The 15,939-nt window shown below is 73.9% G+C and carries 14 protein-coding genes; 6 read left to right on the top strand and 8 right to left on the bottom strand.

What is annotated here, in order from left to right; all coding sequences use genetic code 11:
- The first annotated feature begins 143 nt into the window (after positions 1-143).
- Positions 144-2,306, top strand: a complete 2,163-nt coding sequence (locus tag ACK586_RS24185; protein ID WP_409333079.1) for an HNH endonuclease signature motif containing protein — start codon at positions 144-146, stop codon at positions 2,304-2,306.
- A 39-nt stretch (positions 2,307-2,345) separates the two neighbouring features.
- On the opposite strand, the gene ACK586_RS24180 is transcribed toward ACK586_RS24185, so the two are convergent.
- From ACK586_RS24180 to npdG, 3 genes are read right to left on the bottom strand one after another with little or no spacing between them, the layout of a single operon-like run.
- Complete coding sequence (locus tag ACK586_RS24180; protein ID WP_409333078.1) at positions 2,346-3,401, bottom strand: acyl-CoA dehydrogenase family protein; 1,056 nt, start codon at positions 3,399-3,401, stop codon at positions 2,346-2,348.
- A complete protein-coding gene (locus ACK586_RS24175) occupies positions 3,401-4,564 on the bottom strand; it encodes an acyl-CoA dehydrogenase family protein (RefSeq protein WP_409333077.1) in 1,164 nt (387 codons plus the stop codon). Before ACK586_RS24175 ends, ACK586_RS24180 begins: the two co-directional genes overlap by 1 nt.
- The gene (gene npdG / locus ACK586_RS24170; RefSeq protein WP_409333076.1) at positions 4,561-5,253 is read right to left on the bottom strand and encodes an NADPH-dependent F420 reductase; all 693 of its coding nucleotides are present in this window, start codon (positions 5,251-5,253) and stop codon (positions 4,561-4,563) included. Before npdG ends, ACK586_RS24175 begins: the two co-directional genes overlap by 4 nt.
- 164 nt (positions 5,254-5,417) lie before the next feature.
- On the opposite strand from npdG, the gene ACK586_RS24165 reads away from it, so the two are divergent.
- A complete protein-coding gene (locus ACK586_RS24165; RefSeq protein WP_409333075.1) occupies positions 5,418-6,608 on the top strand; it encodes an MFS transporter in 1,191 nt (396 codons plus the stop codon).
- Here the strand turns inward: ACK586_RS24165 and ACK586_RS24160 are convergent.
- Together ACK586_RS24160 and ACK586_RS24155 are read right to left on the bottom strand one after the other, a co-directional pair.
- Positions 6,554-7,738: an NAD(P)/FAD-dependent oxidoreductase gene (locus ACK586_RS24160; RefSeq protein WP_409333074.1), complete on the bottom strand. Its 1,185-nt coding sequence runs from the start codon at positions 7,736-7,738 to the stop codon at positions 6,554-6,556. The two genes, ACK586_RS24165 and ACK586_RS24160, sit on opposite strands and share 55 nt — an antisense overlap.
- Positions 7,739-7,743: 5 nt before the next feature.
- On the bottom strand, positions 7,744-7,938 hold the full coding sequence (locus ACK586_RS24155; protein WP_409333073.1) for a ferredoxin: 195 nt from the start codon (positions 7,936-7,938) through the stop codon (positions 7,744-7,746).
- Positions 7,939-8,050: 112 nt separating this feature from the next.
- Between ACK586_RS24155 and ACK586_RS24150 the strand changes: the two genes are divergently transcribed.
- The 4 genes from ACK586_RS24150 (at position 8,051) to ACK586_RS24135 (ending at position 12,220) form a co-directional block, all read left to right on the top strand.
- A complete protein-coding gene (locus ACK586_RS24150) occupies positions 8,051-9,328 on the top strand; it encodes a cytochrome P450 (protein WP_409333072.1) in 1,278 nt (425 codons plus the stop codon).
- 90 nt (positions 9,329-9,418) lie between these two features.
- On the top strand, positions 9,419-10,258 hold the full coding sequence (locus ACK586_RS24145) for a mycofactocin-coupled SDR family oxidoreductase (protein WP_409333071.1): 840 nt from the start codon (positions 9,419-9,421) through the stop codon (positions 10,256-10,258).
- Between the two features lie 136 nt (positions 10,259-10,394).
- Complete coding sequence (locus tag ACK586_RS24140) at positions 10,395-11,666, top strand: cytochrome P450 (protein WP_409333070.1); 1,272 nt, start codon at positions 10,395-10,397, stop codon at positions 11,664-11,666.
- 143 nt (positions 11,667-11,809) lie between these two features.
- Positions 11,810-12,220 carry a nuclear transport factor 2 family protein gene (locus ACK586_RS24135; protein ID WP_409333069.1) on the top strand — a complete coding sequence of 137 codons (411 nt, stop codon included), beginning with the start codon at positions 11,810-11,812 and terminating at the stop codon, positions 12,218-12,220.
- Between the two features lie 78 nt (positions 12,221-12,298).
- Here ACK586_RS24135 and ACK586_RS24130 read toward each other — a convergent pair whose 3' ends face one another.
- The 3 genes from ACK586_RS24130 to ACK586_RS24120 are packed head-to-tail and all read right to left on the bottom strand — an operon-like array spanning position 12,299 to position 15,587.
- Complete coding sequence (locus ACK586_RS24130; RefSeq protein ID WP_409333068.1) at positions 12,299-13,123, bottom strand: mycofactocin-coupled SDR family oxidoreductase; 825 nt, start codon at positions 13,121-13,123, stop codon at positions 12,299-12,301.
- 11 nt (positions 13,124-13,134) lie between these two features.
- Positions 13,135-14,679, bottom strand: a complete 1,545-nt coding sequence (locus tag ACK586_RS24125; protein ID WP_409333067.1) for a sugar ABC transporter ATP-binding protein — start codon at positions 14,677-14,679, stop codon at positions 13,135-13,137.
- Positions 14,676-15,587 carry an ABC transporter permease gene (locus ACK586_RS24120; RefSeq protein WP_409333066.1) on the bottom strand — a complete coding sequence of 304 codons (912 nt, stop codon included), beginning with the start codon at positions 15,585-15,587 and terminating at the stop codon, positions 14,676-14,678. Before ACK586_RS24120 ends, ACK586_RS24125 begins: the two co-directional genes overlap by 4 nt.
- Positions 15,588-15,939 lie beyond the last annotated feature (352 nt).

Below are 15,939 nucleotides of genomic sequence, written 5' to 3'. Positions count from 1 at the left end.
ACGGGCGGCCACCGGCCGCCCGTGCCGAGCGGCCCCCCGCCGAACCGTCCGGTTCGCACGGGTGGGTCGACTGCCGGTGGAGGCCCCTCTCGACCTGCAGTTTCGATGTTGCGACCCCCGTCGTTCGAACGTATGATCGATCCATGACGGCGGTCGGCACCCTCGGGGTTCCAACCACCGCCTGCCCGCCCACCGTCGGCTGGGCATCGGGTCCACTCGGTGTCGTGCAGGCCGCCGCCCGGGAGATCGCGCGGCAGACTGCGGCGCAGGCCCGTGCGGTCGCGGAGTTCGCCGCGAGCCGGCCGTCCTCCGCCGACCGGCAGCCGGGCGAGCGGGGAGCGATGTCGGCGGCGCGGCGCGCAGCCCGGCCGGAGGTGCTGGCCGAGGTGTCGGAGTGGGCGGCGCAGGAGCTCGTGGTGGCGCTGTCGATCTCCTCGCGCACCGCGGAGAACCTGCTGATCCGCTCGCTGACCCTGGCGCACCGGCTGCCCGGCACGCTGGCGGCACTGGAGTCCGGGCTGCTGCACGTCGGCCACCTCGGTCCGCTGCTGGACCACGTGGCCCCGGTCGAGGACGACGAGAAGCGGGCGGCCATCGAGTCCGAGCTGCTCACCTGGATGGACCGGCCGGGCCGGGTCACCACCCCGGCCCAGCTGGGCGACAAGACCCGCCGGGTCGTCCTCGCCCGGGACGCCCGGGCGGCGGCGCGCAAGCTCGAGAAGGCGCTGCGGAAGCGCGACGTCCACCTGCGCCCGGACGGCGACGTGGCCGGCATGGCGACCCTGTCCGCGTACATGACGCTGCCCGAGGCGAAGGCGGTCCTCGCGGTGCTCGGCGCCTACGCCGACTCGCTGCCCGACGTGCCCGGTGAGCCGGTGCGGTCCCGCGGCCAGAAGATGATCGACGTCCTGCTGGACCTTGTCCTGCGCCGCGGCGAGCTGGACCTGCCGGCCGTGCAGGTGCAGCTGCTCGTGGTCGCCGCGGTCCCCAGCCTGCTCGGCGGCGACCAGCCGGTGGAGATCGGCGGGCACGTCGTCCCCGCCGAGATGGCCCGTGACCTCCTCCGTGCCGTCGGCCTGCTGCCGGAGCCCGCCGACGCCACGACGAGCAACGCCCCGACGACCGCCCCGACGACCGCCCCCGGCGCCCCTGATCCCGGCGCCCCTGATCCCGGCGCCCCTGATCCCGGCGCCCCTGATCCCGGCGCCCCTGATCCCGGCGCCGCTGATCCCGGCGCCGCCCCCTCGCTCTCGGCGACCGCGACCGGGGAACCGCCGCCGACCCGGGTGCTCACACCCAGCGAACGCGAGGAGATCGACCTCTTGGAGCGGTGCTGGGCCCTCGACGCCCGACTGCCCGAGGACCCGGCGCCCGTGCCCGACGAGGTGCTGCGCGCGTGGGCCGAGGACGCCGACGCCGAGCTGGCCGCGATCCGGGCAGTCGGGCTGGCCCCGCCACCGTGGTTCCCGGACCTCTACGCAGACCTCGCCTTGCCGCCGCCCACCGACCGACCGGCCGCCCCGGTCCCGCCCGCCGACCATGCGCGCCCTCCGGCACCTGCCGACGACGGCCGCGGTACCGGCTGGTGGGCCGAGGCGGATCGTGCCGTCGCGGCTGCCGGGACCGCGCTGCTCGACCTCGATCGGGCCCTGGGGCACGCCGGTCGGCTGGTGACCACCGCCGAGCGCGCCGACGCCGTCGACGAAGCCTCCTGCGCCGCGAGCCCCGCCGGCCGGGTCAGCGCCACGACCGACGCCCTCGCCGCGCTGCACGCCGCCTCCGTGGAGCACCGCACCGCGCTCGCCGAGCTGCTGTTCCGCACCGCCGGTGGTGGCCTGGTCGACCGCCCGCGCGTCGCCCTCGTCGACGGCCTGGCCGGGACCCTCATCGCCCTCACCGACACCGCCGAGCTCACCCGCGTCGCGACCTGTGGCCGTGCCGCCTGCCGCCGCCGCCCGGCGCGCTGCACGCACGACCTCACCGGCCGCCCCGGGCTCACCGCCCCACCGGGGAGCGCCGGGTACCGGCCGCGCACCGCGCTCGACCGGTTCGTGCGCATGCGCGATCGCCGCTGCCGCTTCCCCGGCTGCCGCATGCCCGTGCCCGCCGGTGGCGAGCTCGACCACGACCGCCCCCACGTCGAGGGTGGTCCGACCGCGGCGTCGAACCTGACCGGCTACTGCACCCCGCACCACCGCGGCAAGCACCAGGCCCCGGGCTGGAGCAGTGCACTGGCCGCCGACGGGACGCTGACCGTCACCACACCCTCCGGTCTCACGGCGGTCACCGAGCCACCGCCGTTCTGACTCGCCGTGGCGCCCCGCCCCGCGGCGGGGCGCCACGCATCAGCCCAGCCGGGTGAGGGTCGCCCAGAGCTGATCGCCGCCGCCGGCGACCAGCCCGGCGCCGAGCACCGGTGCCCAGGTGGCCTCGCCGCCGGCCTCGTCGCGCCAGGACCAGCAGCGGCGGGTGAGGTGGTGCAGCTTGTGCTCCTGGGTGAAGCCGATGGCGCCGTGCACCTGCTGGGCCAGCCGGGCCACGACCTCCACCGCGGCCCCGGCGCGCACCTTCGCCGCGGCCGCCAGCAGCGGCAGCTCGGCCGCACCCCGGTCCAGGCCCTGGACGGCGGCGTCGACGATCGCCGTCACCGCGGTGACCTCGCCAGCCATCTGCGCCAGCTGCATCTGGATCGCCTGGAACTTCGCCAGCGGCCGGCCGAACTGCTGCCGCTCCCCGGCGTACTCCACGGTCCAGGTCAGCACCTGCTCCAGCGCCGCGGCGATCTGCACCGACCGGGCCAGCGCGTACCGGGCGCGGAACGCGTCGGCCTGCTCGGCGGTGAGCGTCGCGCCGACCGCAGGCGTCGCGTCGAAGGTGATCGTGCCGCGTGGCTCCCCGGCCAGGTTCGCCGCGGGGACGACGGGCAACCCGTCGGCGTGCACCAGCGCCAGCACCGGCGCCTCCGCCGTCCCGGCCAGGACGACCACCGATGTGGCCACTCCGGTCCACGGGACGCAGGTCGCGGTTCCGGCCAGCCGGACCCGCCCACCACCGTCGGGGACGGCGCTCAAATCCGGCGCGACGGTGAAGGTGAGCGGCTCCTCGGGCGAGGGCAGGTCCAGGTCAGCGGCGAGCAGCGCCGGTGCGGCGACCAGCAGCTGCTCGGCGACCGGCACCGCTGCGGCACCGGCGGCCAGGGTGCGCACGATCGCCACCACGTCGGCCAGCTCACCACCGGACCCGCCCGCGTCCTCGTCCACACCCACCCCGGTCAGCCCGGCCTCGGCCAGCGCCGACCACAGCCCCTCGTCCCACGGCCGCTCCGGGGTGAGCACGAACGGCTCGAACGACCCCAGGATGTCCCGCACGGTCTCCACCAACAGGTCCTGCTCGGACGCCATCAGCGCAGCCCCAATCCGCGTGCCACGATCCCGCGCAGGATCTCGTTCGTCCCCCCGCGCAGCGTGTACCCGGGCTGGTGCAGCTGCGCCTCGGCCAGCGCCCGCCCCAGCGGATCCGGCGAATCCAGCGACGCCGCCACGTCCACCACCCGGCGCACCTCGTCGACCACGTCGGCCTCGAACGTCGTCCCCACGTCCTTCACCAGCGCCGCCGGGATGTTCGGCAACTCCCCCCGGTCCAGCGCCGCCGCGATCCGCAACGACAACTGCCGCAACGCCAGCAACCGCGCCGACAACCGGCCCAGCGTCGCCAACTGCGCCACATCCTGCGTCTTGGCCGCCCGCCGCCCGAACTCCGCCAGCAACGGATAGGTGGACAGGAACCGCTCCGGCCCCGACCGCTCGAACGCCAGCTCCGCGGTCACCTGGTGCCAGCCCGCCCCCTCCTCCCCCAACAGCATGTCCCCCGGCACCACGACGTCGTCGAACACCACCTCGTTGAAGTGGTGCCCGCCGTCCAGGATCCGGATCGGATTGATGCTGATCCCCGGCAGCGACAGGTCCACCAGCAACTGGCTCAACCCCGCGTGCCGGTTCACCGGATCCGCCGGCGAGGTGCGCACCAGCACGATCCCGTAATGGCTGTGGTGGGCGTTCGACGTCCACACCTTCGCCCCCGACACCACCCAGTCACCATTGCCGTCCCGGGTCGCCCTCGTCCGGATCGAGGCCAGGTCCGAGCCGGAGTCCGGCTCCGACATGCCGATCACGAAGAAGCACTCCCCCGCCGCGATCCGCGGCAGGATCTCCTCCCGCTGCGCTTCGGTGCCGTACCGCAGCAGGTTCGGCCCCGACTGCCGATCGGCGATCCAGTGCGCCGCCACCGGCGCCCCGGCCGCCAGCAACTCCTCGGTCACCGCATACCGCTCCATCGCGGTCCGCTCGTGACCCCCGTACTCACGCGGCCAGGTCATCCCCAGCCAGCCCCGCTCCCCCAGCTTCCGGGAGAACCCCGGATCCACCCCCGACAACCACGTGTCCACGTGCGGCGCGAACGACCCCGCCGCCAGCTCGGCAGCCAGGAACTCCCGCACCTCCAGCCGCACCTCCTCCGCCGCCGCGGACGACGGCGCCGGCGGCAGCGCCAGGCCGGCGGTGCTCACGCCCGCCCCCGGCTCGGGTCGACGTGGGTCATGAGCACGCCGGCGCGCGTCTTGTACCGCTTGTTCACCGCGATGATCACCGCGGTGAACGGCTCGAGCACCCGCGCCTGGCGCAGCGCGCCGACCTCCACGCCGGGCCGGCCGGTCACCGCGGCGGCCAGCTCCACCACCCGGGCCCGGGCCGCGGCGTCGTCCCCGGCCACCAGCACGTCCTCCCCCGACAGGTCCCGGGACAGATCCGCGACGCTGGGCGCCGACAGGTGGTGGAACGCCGCCGTCACCGTCGAACCGGGCAGCAGCGCGGCGACCTGCTCGGCGGCGCTGCCCTCGGCCACGGCCAGCCCGTGCGGGCCCCGGGCGTCGAAGCCCAGCGGGTTGATGCACGACACCACCAGCCGCCCGGCCAACGCCGGGGCCAGCGCGCGGATGCTGTCGCCGCTCTCGTCCCAGGGCGTGGCCAGCAGCACGACGTCGGCCGAGCCGGCCGCCTCCTCGTTCCCCGCACCCGCGACCCGGGCGCCCGGCAGGCCGGCAGCCGCGAGCTCGTCCCGCAGCCCGTCCGCCGCCGCCTGCGCACGCCCGGCGTCACGGGACCCGAGGACGACGGGATGCCCGCTGCGGGCCAGCCGCAGCGCGAGGGCGCGGCCCAGCGCGCCGGTGCCGCCGAGGACGGCGATCGCGTCGGTCATGGGGTCTCGCTCATCGAGTGCTGCCTCCAGGTCGTGGGACGGCGCGGACCCGCCGCGGTTCCGGTGTTCCGCTGAGCCGGAAACTAGGATAAGCATGACCAGCGATGAGGGGAACCCGACGGCCACGAGGCCGACGCGCCACGAGCCGGCCGGCCGTCCTCGTCGTGTGCACCGCCGCCATGGGCCTCGGTGCGGCGCCGACCTTCCTGGTCGGCTACCTGGGGCCGGCCGTGCGCGACGGCCTCGGGCTCTCCGGCGCGCAGCTGGGCCTCCTGGTCGGCCTGTTCTACGGCGCGACGGGCCTCACGTCCCTGGCCGCCGCGCGACTGGTCGATCCGCTGGGCCCGCGGGTCTGCATCGTCGCCGACCAGGTCCTGGTGGCCCTGGCCCTCGCCGCGGCCGCCCTGTGGCCGGCCTTCGGGACCCTCGCCGCGGGCAGCGCGCTGGCCGGCGCCGGCTACGCCTTCGCCAACGCCGGGACGAGCGTCGCGGTCACCTCGGCGTCCCGGCCGCACCAGGCCGGCACGGCGGTGGCGGTCAAGACCGCCGGCATCCCGCTCGGGGCCACGGTGCTGGCCCTGGCCGGGCTGCCGCTGGCCGACCGGATCGGCTGGGAGGGCGTCGCCCTGGTCCTGGCCGGGCTGCTCGTGCTCAACGCGTCGGCCGGCGCCGTCCTCCTCCCCCGCGCCGGGGCGAGAGCGGTCGTCGTCCCGGGCACCGACGGCCGGCTGCCCCGCCGTTTCGGCTGGGTCGTCGGGGCGTCCTTCCTCTACGTGCTCGGGTCGCAGCCGCTGTTCTCCTGGCTGGTCATCACGCTGGTCGACGCGGGCGTCTCCCGCTCGGTCGCCGGCGCGATCTCGGCGTCGGGCACCGCCCTCGGCGCGGTCGTGATGGTCCTGGCCGCCCGCCGCGCCGACCGGGCCGGGCCCCGCCGGCGGGCACTCACCGCCGCCGGCGTCGCCGGCACCGCCGTGGTCGGCACGGTCCTGGTCTGGACCGGCTCGCACGTCGCGCTGGCCCTGCTGGTGGTGGGCGCGATCATCGCCATGGTCGCCGACCTCGTCGGCTCCGGGTTCGCCCACGGGGTGGCCATCGACCGGGCTCCGCACGCCGTGGGCCGGGCGACGGCGGTCATGTCCAGCGGCTACTACCTGGGCGCGCTGGTCTCCCCGCTGGCGTTCGGGGCGGCGGCCGACGCGACCGGCTCCTACGACGCCTCGTGGGCGCTGACCGTCTCCGCGATGGCCTGCTGCGGGCTGTGCTTCCTCGTCGTGCACCGCTGGGTGCGCCCGCCGGCGGCTCAGCCGGCGAGCGCCTCGTCCCAGCCCGCCCCGGCGAGCAGCAGCTTCCGGTAGGGCAGCAGCTGCTTCACCGCGCCGAAGCCGACGACCGACTGCAGCAGCCCCTCGCCACCGGTGACGGCGACGAACGACCCGTCCAGGTCCCCGTGCACCACCCGCAGCTCGTCCTGCGGCCGCACCCGGCCGAAGACCTGCAGCTTGCCGCCGAGCTGGTCGGTCCAGACGTAGGGCACCGGGTCGTGCACCGCCGGCGTCCCGGTCAACCCGGCGGCGACCACCCCGGCGGTCTCCACCGCGTTGGTCCAGTGCTCGACGCGGAGGTCCTCGCCGTACCGCGGCGAGCGCCAGCGGACGACGTCCCCCACCGCGTACACGCCCTCGGCGCCGACCGCGGCCAGGTGCTCGTCGCACACGACGCCGTCGCGCAGGTCCAGCCCTGAGCCGGCCAGCCAGCCGGTCTCCGGCACGGTCCCCAACCCGAGGACGACGACGTCGGCCGGCAGCAGCGTGCCGTCGACCAGCCGCACCCCCGTCACGCGGTCGCTGCCCTCCAGGCCGGCGACCGCGACACCCAGCCGCAGGTCGATCCCGGCCGCCACGTGCCGCCGGGTGAGCGCGCCGCCCACCTCCGGACCCAGACCGCGCACCATCAGCGTCGGCAACGGCTCCACGACGGTGACGGGCAGGCCCAGCCCGTGCAGCGTCCAGGCCACCTCCGCGCCGATGAAGCCGCCGCCGACCACGACGACGCGGGCGCCGGGGACGCAGGCGGCCCGGATCCCCGCGGCGTCCGCCGCAGAGCGCAGCGGGAGGACGCCGGGCAGCGGTTCCACCCCGGGCAGCGCCCGCGGGGTCGAGCCGGTCGCGACGACCAGGGCGTCGAAGGCGAGCTCGTCGCCCCCGTGCAGGCCGATGCGGCGCCCGGGCAGGTCCAGGTCGGTGGCCCGGGCCGGGACGAGCCGCACGTCCAGCGCGGCGAGCTCCTCGGCGCTCAGCAGCGGCTTCGCCGCGACCGCCGGGTCGGCGAGGAAGGCCTTGGACAGCGGCGGCCGGTCGGTTGCCATGCCGTCGGGCGCGCCGGGCTCGTCCCCGACGAGCACGACCTCCGCGTCGCTCCCCCGCCGGCGCAGCCCCTGGACGGTGCGGACGCCGCCGAGCGACGCCCCCACGACGACGATGCGCACGCGGCTCAGGGCGTGACGGTGATGGCCCGCTCGGGGCAGGCGTCCGCGGCCGTCTGCGCGTCACCCTCGAGTGCGGGCGGGACCGGGTCCACCTGCACGATGGCGTGGGCGTCGTCGGGGTCCAGCTCGAACACGTCGGGAGCGCTCATGTGGCAGACGCCGTGCCCCTGGCAGACGTCCAGGTCGACCGAGACTCGCATCGCATCCCCCTCGGGGCGGGCCGGCCGCGGGTACCGCGCCCGGCGTTGACAGGCACAAACTAGGATAAGCATTATCACAGGTGCGCCGTGCCACACAGAAGACGAGGACGAGATGAGCACTCAGGACCGCAGCCCCGTCGTCGAGTTCGACCACCACTCCGCCGAGCACGCCGACGACACCGTCGGCAGCTACCGGAAGCTGCGGGAGTCGACCCCGGTCGCCTGGACCGAGAACCACGGCGGCTTCTGGGTGCTCAGCGACTACGACTCGGTCTTCGAGGCCGCCCGCGACGACGACGTCTTCTCCTCCCAGCGGCTGGACCAGTACGGCGGGCCGGGCCTGTCGGTGGTGATCCCGAAGACGCCGATGCACTTCCACATCCCCATCGAGCTCGACCCGCCGGAGTTCCGCTCCTTCCGCAAGGTGGTCAACCCGGTCGCCTCGCCGGCCGCGGTCGCCAAGGTCGAGGACATGATCGTCAAGTGGACGACGTGGTTCATCGACGAGCTGATCGAGACCGGGAAGGCCGACCTCGCGCAGGTGATCGGCGTGCCGGCGATCTGCACGATCGACTGGCTGGGCCTCCCGGTGGAGGACTGGCAGATCTACGCCCGGTCGCACCAGGCCACGCTCGCCGAGCCGACCGACAGCCCGCTGTACAAGCAGGCCATCGAGGTCGACCTGCCCTACGGCACCGAGCAGATGCGCCGCACCATCGCCGCCCGCAAGGCCGAGCCGCGCGACGACGTCATCAGCTACCTCGTGCAGCAGGAGGTCGACGGCCGGCCGATCACCGAGGAGGAGACCTTCTCCATCGTCGAGCTGCTGGTCAGCGGCGGCGTGGGGACGACGGCCTCCCTGGTGAGCCAGGCGCTCGTGTGGCTCTACGAGCACCCCGACGTCCGCCAGGAGCTCATCGACGACCCGTCGCTGCTGGACCGCGCCATCGAGGAGTTCCTCCGCTACTTCTCCCCCACGCAGGCGCTGGCCCGCACCGTGGTGCAGGAGACCGAGTTCCACGGCAGCTCCATGCACGTCGGTGACCGCGCGCTGCTGGCCTGGTCGTCGGCCAACCGCGACCCCCGGCAGTTCGAGAACCCCGACGAGATCGACATCCACCGCTGGCCCAACCGGCACGTCTCCTTCGGCGTCGGGGTGCACCGCTGCGCCGGATCGCACTTCGGCAAGCGGATGGCCAAGGAGCTGCTCAAGCAGGTGCTCGAGCGCATGCCCGACTACGAGGTCGACCTCTCGGGCCTCAAGCGCTACCCCCGCCAGGGCGTCAACAAGGGCTGGCAGCGGATCCCGGCCACCTTCACCCCCGGGAAGCGCCGGCTGCCGCCGGGCGCCGTCCCCCCGGGCGTCTCCGCCGCCAGCGCCCGCAGCTGATCCACCCGCACCACCCACCCAGCAGCACCGACCGGTCCGCACCGCCGCGGGCCGGGGACCCCGGGAGACCGGAGAACAGGAGCGCACGCCATGGCAGGACGCTTGGAGGGCAAGGTCGCCTTCATCACCGGCGCGGCACGCGGCCAGGGCCGCAGCCACGCGGTCCGTTTGGCCCAAGAGGGCGCCGACATCATCGCCGTCGACATCTGCGAGGACATCGCGACGGTGACGCCGTACTACCCGCTGGCGACCGAGGACGAGCTGGCCGAGACCGTGAAGCAGGTCGAGGCACTCGACCGGCGGATCGTGGCCCGCAAGGCCGACGTCCGCGACCTCGACGGCCTGCAGGCCGCCTTCGACGAGGGCCTGGCCGAGCTCGGCCGGGTCGACGTCGTCGTCGCCAACGCCGGCATCGCCACCTACGGCAAGGCGTGGGAGATCACCGGCGAGATGTGGAAGGACATGATCGACGTCAACCTGACCGGCGTCTTCCACACCGCCAAGGTCGCCATCCCCTCGATGATCGAGGCCGATCGCGGCGGCTCGATCGCGTTCACCAGCTCGATCGGCGGCCTCAAGGGCATCCAGCACGTGGGCCACTACGTCGCGGCCAAGCACGGCATCGTGGGTCTCATGCGCACGCTGGCCAACGAACTGGCGCCGCACCGCATCCGGGTCAACACGATCCACCCGACCAACGTCGACACGATCATGATCCAGAACCCCGGCACCTACGCGATGTTCTCCCCGGGCGACCCCGAGCCCAGCCAGGAGAAGGCGATGCCGGGCTTCATGAGCCTCAACGCGCTGCCGGTCCCGTGGCTGGAGAGCGTCGACATCAGCAACGCGATCCTCTGGCTGGCCAGCGACGAGGCCCGCTACGTGACCGGCGTGACGCTCCCGGTCGACGCGGGCGCGTACGTGAAGTAACCGTCCGGGTGCCGACTGCGGGCGCCGTCGCGGAAAGTCCCGCGACGGCGCCCGTTGCCTGTTGTGGCCGGGGCCACAACATGCATATGGTGAGCCTGTTTACGCACCGATGCGTCAGCCGAGCCCAGGAGCCCTCATGAGCCAGTCGACCGCCGCACCGCCCGCCCCGGACATCCTGTCGCCCGAGTACATCGCCGACCCGTACCCCTCCCACAAGGTGCTGCGCGACCACTACCCGGCCGTCTACCACGAGGCGACGCAGAGCTGGCTGATCAGCCGGTACGCCGACGTCGCCGACGCCTTCCGCAACCCGGCCTACTCGAGCAAGAACTACGACTGGCAGCTCGAGCCGATCCACGGCCGCACCATCCTGCAGATGGAGGGCAAGGAGCACGCCACCCACCGGCAGCTGCTCAACCCGTTCTTCCGCGGGAAGGGCCTGGAGGCCTTCCTCCCGATCATCACGCAGAACGCCGCCCAACTGGTCGAGCAGGCCGTCGCCCGCGCCGCCGAGGACCTGGTGGACGGCTTCGCCCACCGCGGGCGCGTCGACCTCGTCGCCGAGTTCACCACGTGGTTCCCGATCAACGTGATGGTCGACATGCTCGGGCTGCCCAAGAGCGACCACCAGCGCTTCCACGACTGGTACCACTCGATCATGGCCCACCTGAACAACCTGGCGGGCGATCCGGCCGTCACCGCCAGGGCGGATCAGACTCGCGAGGAGCTCCGCGAGTACATGCTCCCGATCATCGCCGAGCGCCGCACCGGCGACGGCGACGACCTGCTCTCCCGCCTGTGCCGCGCCGAGGTCGACGGCGAGCAGATGTCCGACGAGGAGATCAAGGCGTTCGTGAGCCTGCTCCTGGTGGCCGGCGGCGAGACCACGGACAAGGCGATCGCCAGCATGGTGGCCAACCTGCTCGACCACCCGGAGCAGATGGAGGCGGTGCGCGCCGACCGGAGCCTGACCGACGCCGTCATCGCCGAGACGCTGCGCTACACGGGCCCGGTGCACATGATCATGCGGCAGACCGAGCAGCCGGTGGAGATCGAGGGCACCACGATCCCGGCGGGGCAGACCTGCATCCTCATGCTGGCGGCCGCCAACCGCGACGAGCGGCACTTCGCCGACCCGGACGTCTTCGACATCCGCCGTCCCGACCTGGACGTGTCCCGGGCCTTCAGCGGCGGCGCGAACCACGTCCAGTTCATCCTCGGCCGGCACTTCTGCGTGGGCTCGCTGCTGGCCCGCGAGGAGATGACGGTGGCGCTGAACCTGGTCCTCGACCGGCTGCCGAACCTCCGCTACCAGGAGGGCTTCACGCCCAAGGAGGTCGGGCTCTACACCCGCAGCGTCGAGAGCCTGCTCGTCGAGTTCGACGTGCCGGGGGGCGACGGCGCCTGACGCCGGCACCAACGGTCCCCGGGGCCCCGGCCTGCACATCGCGGCCGGGGCCCTGGTCAACCAGGCGAACCATGCATAGGGTAATGCCGATCACATCGTCCCGGCCGGCACCGCCGCCGGCCCGACTTCCAGGAGGAGCCGCCATGTCCGCTCGCGGAGACATCGAGAACGTCCTCAACCGCTACTCCATCGCCTACGACCAGAACGACATGACGGAGATGGCCGACACCTTCGCCGACGGCGCGACGCTGTCGATGCGCATCGGCGGCGGCGACCTCATCGGGCCGTTCGAGGGCAAGGAGGCCGTCATGAAGCTGATGACCGACAGCCTGGCCAGCCAGACCGACCAGCGCCGGCACGTGACCACCAACCTGGCCATCCGCAAGGAGACCGACGACTCGGCCACGGTCGAGTCGTACCTGACCCTCATCTCCGTGAAGGACGGCAAGGCCACGCTGCTGTCGACCGCGCTCTACCAGGACGAGCTGGTCAAGGAGTCCGACGGCGCCTGGCGGTTCACCAAGCGGCACATCGAGCTCGACCTGCCCTACTGAGCTCCCGCACACGCAGCGGAGGGGGGAGGCGCCACCGGCGCCTCCCCCCTCCGTCGTTCCCGCCGACGAGCCGGCTCCTCAGCGGATGAGCGCTCCCGCGTCGACCGGCAGCGTCGCGCCGGTGACGAACCGGGCCTCGTCGGAGGCCAGGAACAGCACGGCGTTGCTGACGTCGTCGGGGTCCACCCAGCCGGTGTCCAGCGCGTGCATGCCCCGCATGATGTCGACGACGTCGTCCCTGCCCGGCGCCTCGAGATCGGGCCGGAAGAGCTTGTAGATCGCGTCGTTGAACAGCAGCGGGGTGTCGACGTTCGTCGGGTTGACGCAGTTCACCCGGATGCCCTGGGGGGCCACCTCGTTGGCCAGCGCCCGCATGATGCCGACGAGACCGTGCTTGGCGGCGGTGTAGTGGGTGTTGTTCGGCAGTCCCTTCGCCGCGGCGATCGACCCGGTGAGCACGATCGACGCGCCCGCCGACAGGTGCGGCAGCGCCGCCCGGACCGTCTTGAAGACGCCGGTCAGGTTGATGTCGATCATGTCCTGCCAGGTGTCGTCGGACATCTGCGCCATCGGCGCGCTGCCCCCCACCCCCGCGTTGGCCACCACCACGTCGAGGCGACCCAGCTCGGCCACCCCGCGGTCGACCAGCTCCCGGAGGGCCGCGCCGTCCCGGACGTCGACCTTCCCGGCCACCGCCCGGCGGTCCTGCTGCTCGACCAGCCGGACGGTCTCGGCCAGGTCCTCCTCGGTGGCCAGGGCGTAGCCGACCGTCGCGACGTCGGAGCAGGCGTCGGCCAGGACCAGGTCGGCACCCTCCCGCGCCAGCCGCAGCGCGTGGTTGCGCCCCTGACCGCGCGCCGCCCCGGTCACGAACGCGACCCGTCCCTCGAAGCGCTGCTGCACGTGCTCTCCTCTCAACTGGTCGCCACGGCGGCCTCCCCGCCGTAGCAGTGGTGCAGGATCACCGACTCGGCGACCTCGTCCCCGTTCAGCTCGGCCACCACCCGGCCCTCGCGGAGCACCACCACGCGGTCGGACACCGCCGCGAGCTCGGGCAGGTCGGAGGAGATGAACAGGACGGCCTTGCCGGCGTCGGCGAGCTCGCCGACGATCCCGTAGACGTCGGCCTTGCCCTCGACGTCGATGCCCGCGGTGGGCTCGTCGAAGACGAAGACGTCGGCCCCGTGCACCAGCCACTTGGCCAGGACGACCTTCTGCTGGTTCCCCCCGGACAGCGTCCCGACGGCGACCTCGGGATCGTGCACCTTGATCCCCAGCCGCCCGATCATCTCGCGGCTGACGGAGCGCTCCCGGTCGGCGCTGGGCCGGGGCAGCCAGCCCACGCCGCGGTGCCGGCGCAGGGTGGGCAGGGTGGTGTTCTGCCGGACGCTCTGCGCCGTGTCGTTGCCCTGGTGGCGACGGTCCTCGGGCAGCAGCGCGATCCGCTCGCGCATGGCCGCGCGCGGCGACCGGAGGACGACGTCCTTCCCGCGGACGGTGATGGTGCCGCTGTCGGGGGTGTCGACACCGAACAGGAGACGGGCGAGCTCGGTGCGCCCGGCGCCGACCAGCCCGGCCAGGCCGAGCACCTCCCCCTCCCGCAGCACGAGGTCCACACCGTGCAGCACCGGCTCGCGGGTCAGCCCGGTCACCCGGAGCAACTCCCCGCCGACGGGGCGGCCGGAGCGGTGCACGTGCACGGTCTGGCTCTCGCTGGCCCTGGCCTCGCCGGTGATGCCGGCGACCAGGGTCTGCTTGGTCAGCGACTCGGTCACCAGATCGGCGACGACCGAGCCGTCGCGCATGACCACCACGCGGTCGGTGGCGCCGAGGATCTCCTCGAGCCGGTGCGACACGTAGACGATGGCCACCCCCGCGTCGGCGAGCTGCCGGATGACCTCGAGCAGGTGGGAGATCTCGTCGTCGGTCAGCGACGCCGTCGGCTCGTCGAGCACCACGACGCGGGCCTCCCAGGCCAGGCAGCGGGCGATCATCACCATCCGCTGCTGGGCGACGCTGAGCGCGTCGACGGAGGTGCGCGGGTCGACGTCCAGGCCCAGCCGCTCGAGCACCTCGCGCGTCCGCCGGTGCAGCTGTCCCCAGTCGACGAACAGCCCTGCCCGGCGCGGGTAGGGCAGGCCCAGGAACACGTTCTCCGCGACGCTGCTGCGCGGCACCAGCGCCAGTTCCTGGTGCACCACGGAGATGCCCAGCAGGGACGCCGCGTGGGAGGAGGCCAGCGCCTGCGGCTCGCCGTCGACCAGGATCTCGCCGGCGTCGGGGTGCACCAGCCCGGCCAGCATCTTGATGACCGTGCTCTTGCCGGCACCGTTCTTGCCCACCAGGCCCAGCACCTCGCCGGGGGCCACGGCGAACGAGGCGTCGTCCACCGCGAGCACACCCGGGTACTCCTTGCGCAGGCCGCGCGCCTCGACGACGGGCGGCCGGCCGCCCGTCACGCGCGCTTCCTCTCCAGCCGGCTGATCAGCATCGCGGCCACCAGCACGACGCCCTGGATGATGTTGATCCACGCGGTGGCGATCTGCAGCATCTGCAGACCGGTCTGGATGACGCCGAGGAACAGCACCGCGACCACGGTGCCGGGCACGTTGAACGTCCCGGGCCGGAACGTCGCCGACCCGAGGAAGGCCGCCGCGTAGGCCGGCAGCAGGTAGGGCACGCCGGCGTTGGGCTGGGAGGAGCCGCCCTGCGCGGTGATCAGGATCCCGGCGATCACGGCGGCGACCGCGACGATGACGAAGCCGAGCACGCGCAGCCGCTTCACCGAGACGCCGGCGAAGCGGGCCGCGTCCGGGTTCCCCCCGACCGCGTAGATGCGCCGGCCCGTCTCGGTCTGCTCCAGGAACAGGTACATGAGGACGGCGACCAGCAGGGCCAGCCAGATCTGGATGTTCACGCCGAGGATCGCGTCGCTCTGCCCGAGGTCCTTGTAGCCCTGCGGGACCCCGCTGAACAGCGTCTGCTGGTTGGTGAACAGGTACTCGACCCCCAGCAGGATCACGCCCATGGCGAGGGTCTGCACGAACGACGAGGCCCCGAGGTACGCGATGAAGACGCCGTTGACGAGGCCGACCAGGAGGCCGATGCCGAGCGCGAGGAGCACCGCGACGGGCCAGGCCACCCCGTGCAGGGTGATGAGGGCCAGGGCCGACGCCCCGCCGAGGCCGACCATGGCGCCGATCGAGAGGTCGAACTCCCCCAGCGCGAGCGGGACCGTCAGCCCGATCGCGAGGATCGCCGGAGCCGCGGCCTGCTGCAGGATCGCGTTGAGGTTGTTGGTGGTCAGGAAGGTGTCGGGGCGGGCGATCCCGAACGCCACGACGACGAGCAGCAGCGCGACGAGCACGCCACCGCGGGCGACGAGCTGGACCCAGCCCGGGCGCCGGCGTCCCGGTGGACGGACCTCCCTCCCCCCGGTCGACCGGGGTGTGGAGCCCGCATCCGTCGCGGTCCCCGCACCCACGGCGGCGGGGTCCCGCCCGGCCGGTGCGTCGGTCTGTCCTGTCGCCACTGCTGCTCCTCGACGGGTGGTCCTCGACGGACGGAACCCGGGGTGGGGGGGGGGGGGGGGGGGGGGGGGGGGGGGGGGGGGGGGGGGCGGGGGGGGGGGGGGGGGGGGGGGGCGGGGGGGGGGGGGGGGGGGGGGGGGGGGGGGGGGGGGGGGGGGGGGGGGGGGGGGGGGGGGGGGGGGGGGGGGG

Origin of the sequence: Trujillonella humicola, assembly GCF_046233715.1 — a bacterium.
GTDB classification, from domain to species: Bacteria; Actinomycetota; Actinomycetes; order Mycobacteriales; family Geodermatophilaceae; genus Trujillonella; species Trujillonella humicola.
The sequence above is the reverse complement of the archived record's forward strand: the minus strand, read 5'-3'. Positions and strand labels throughout refer to the sequence as shown.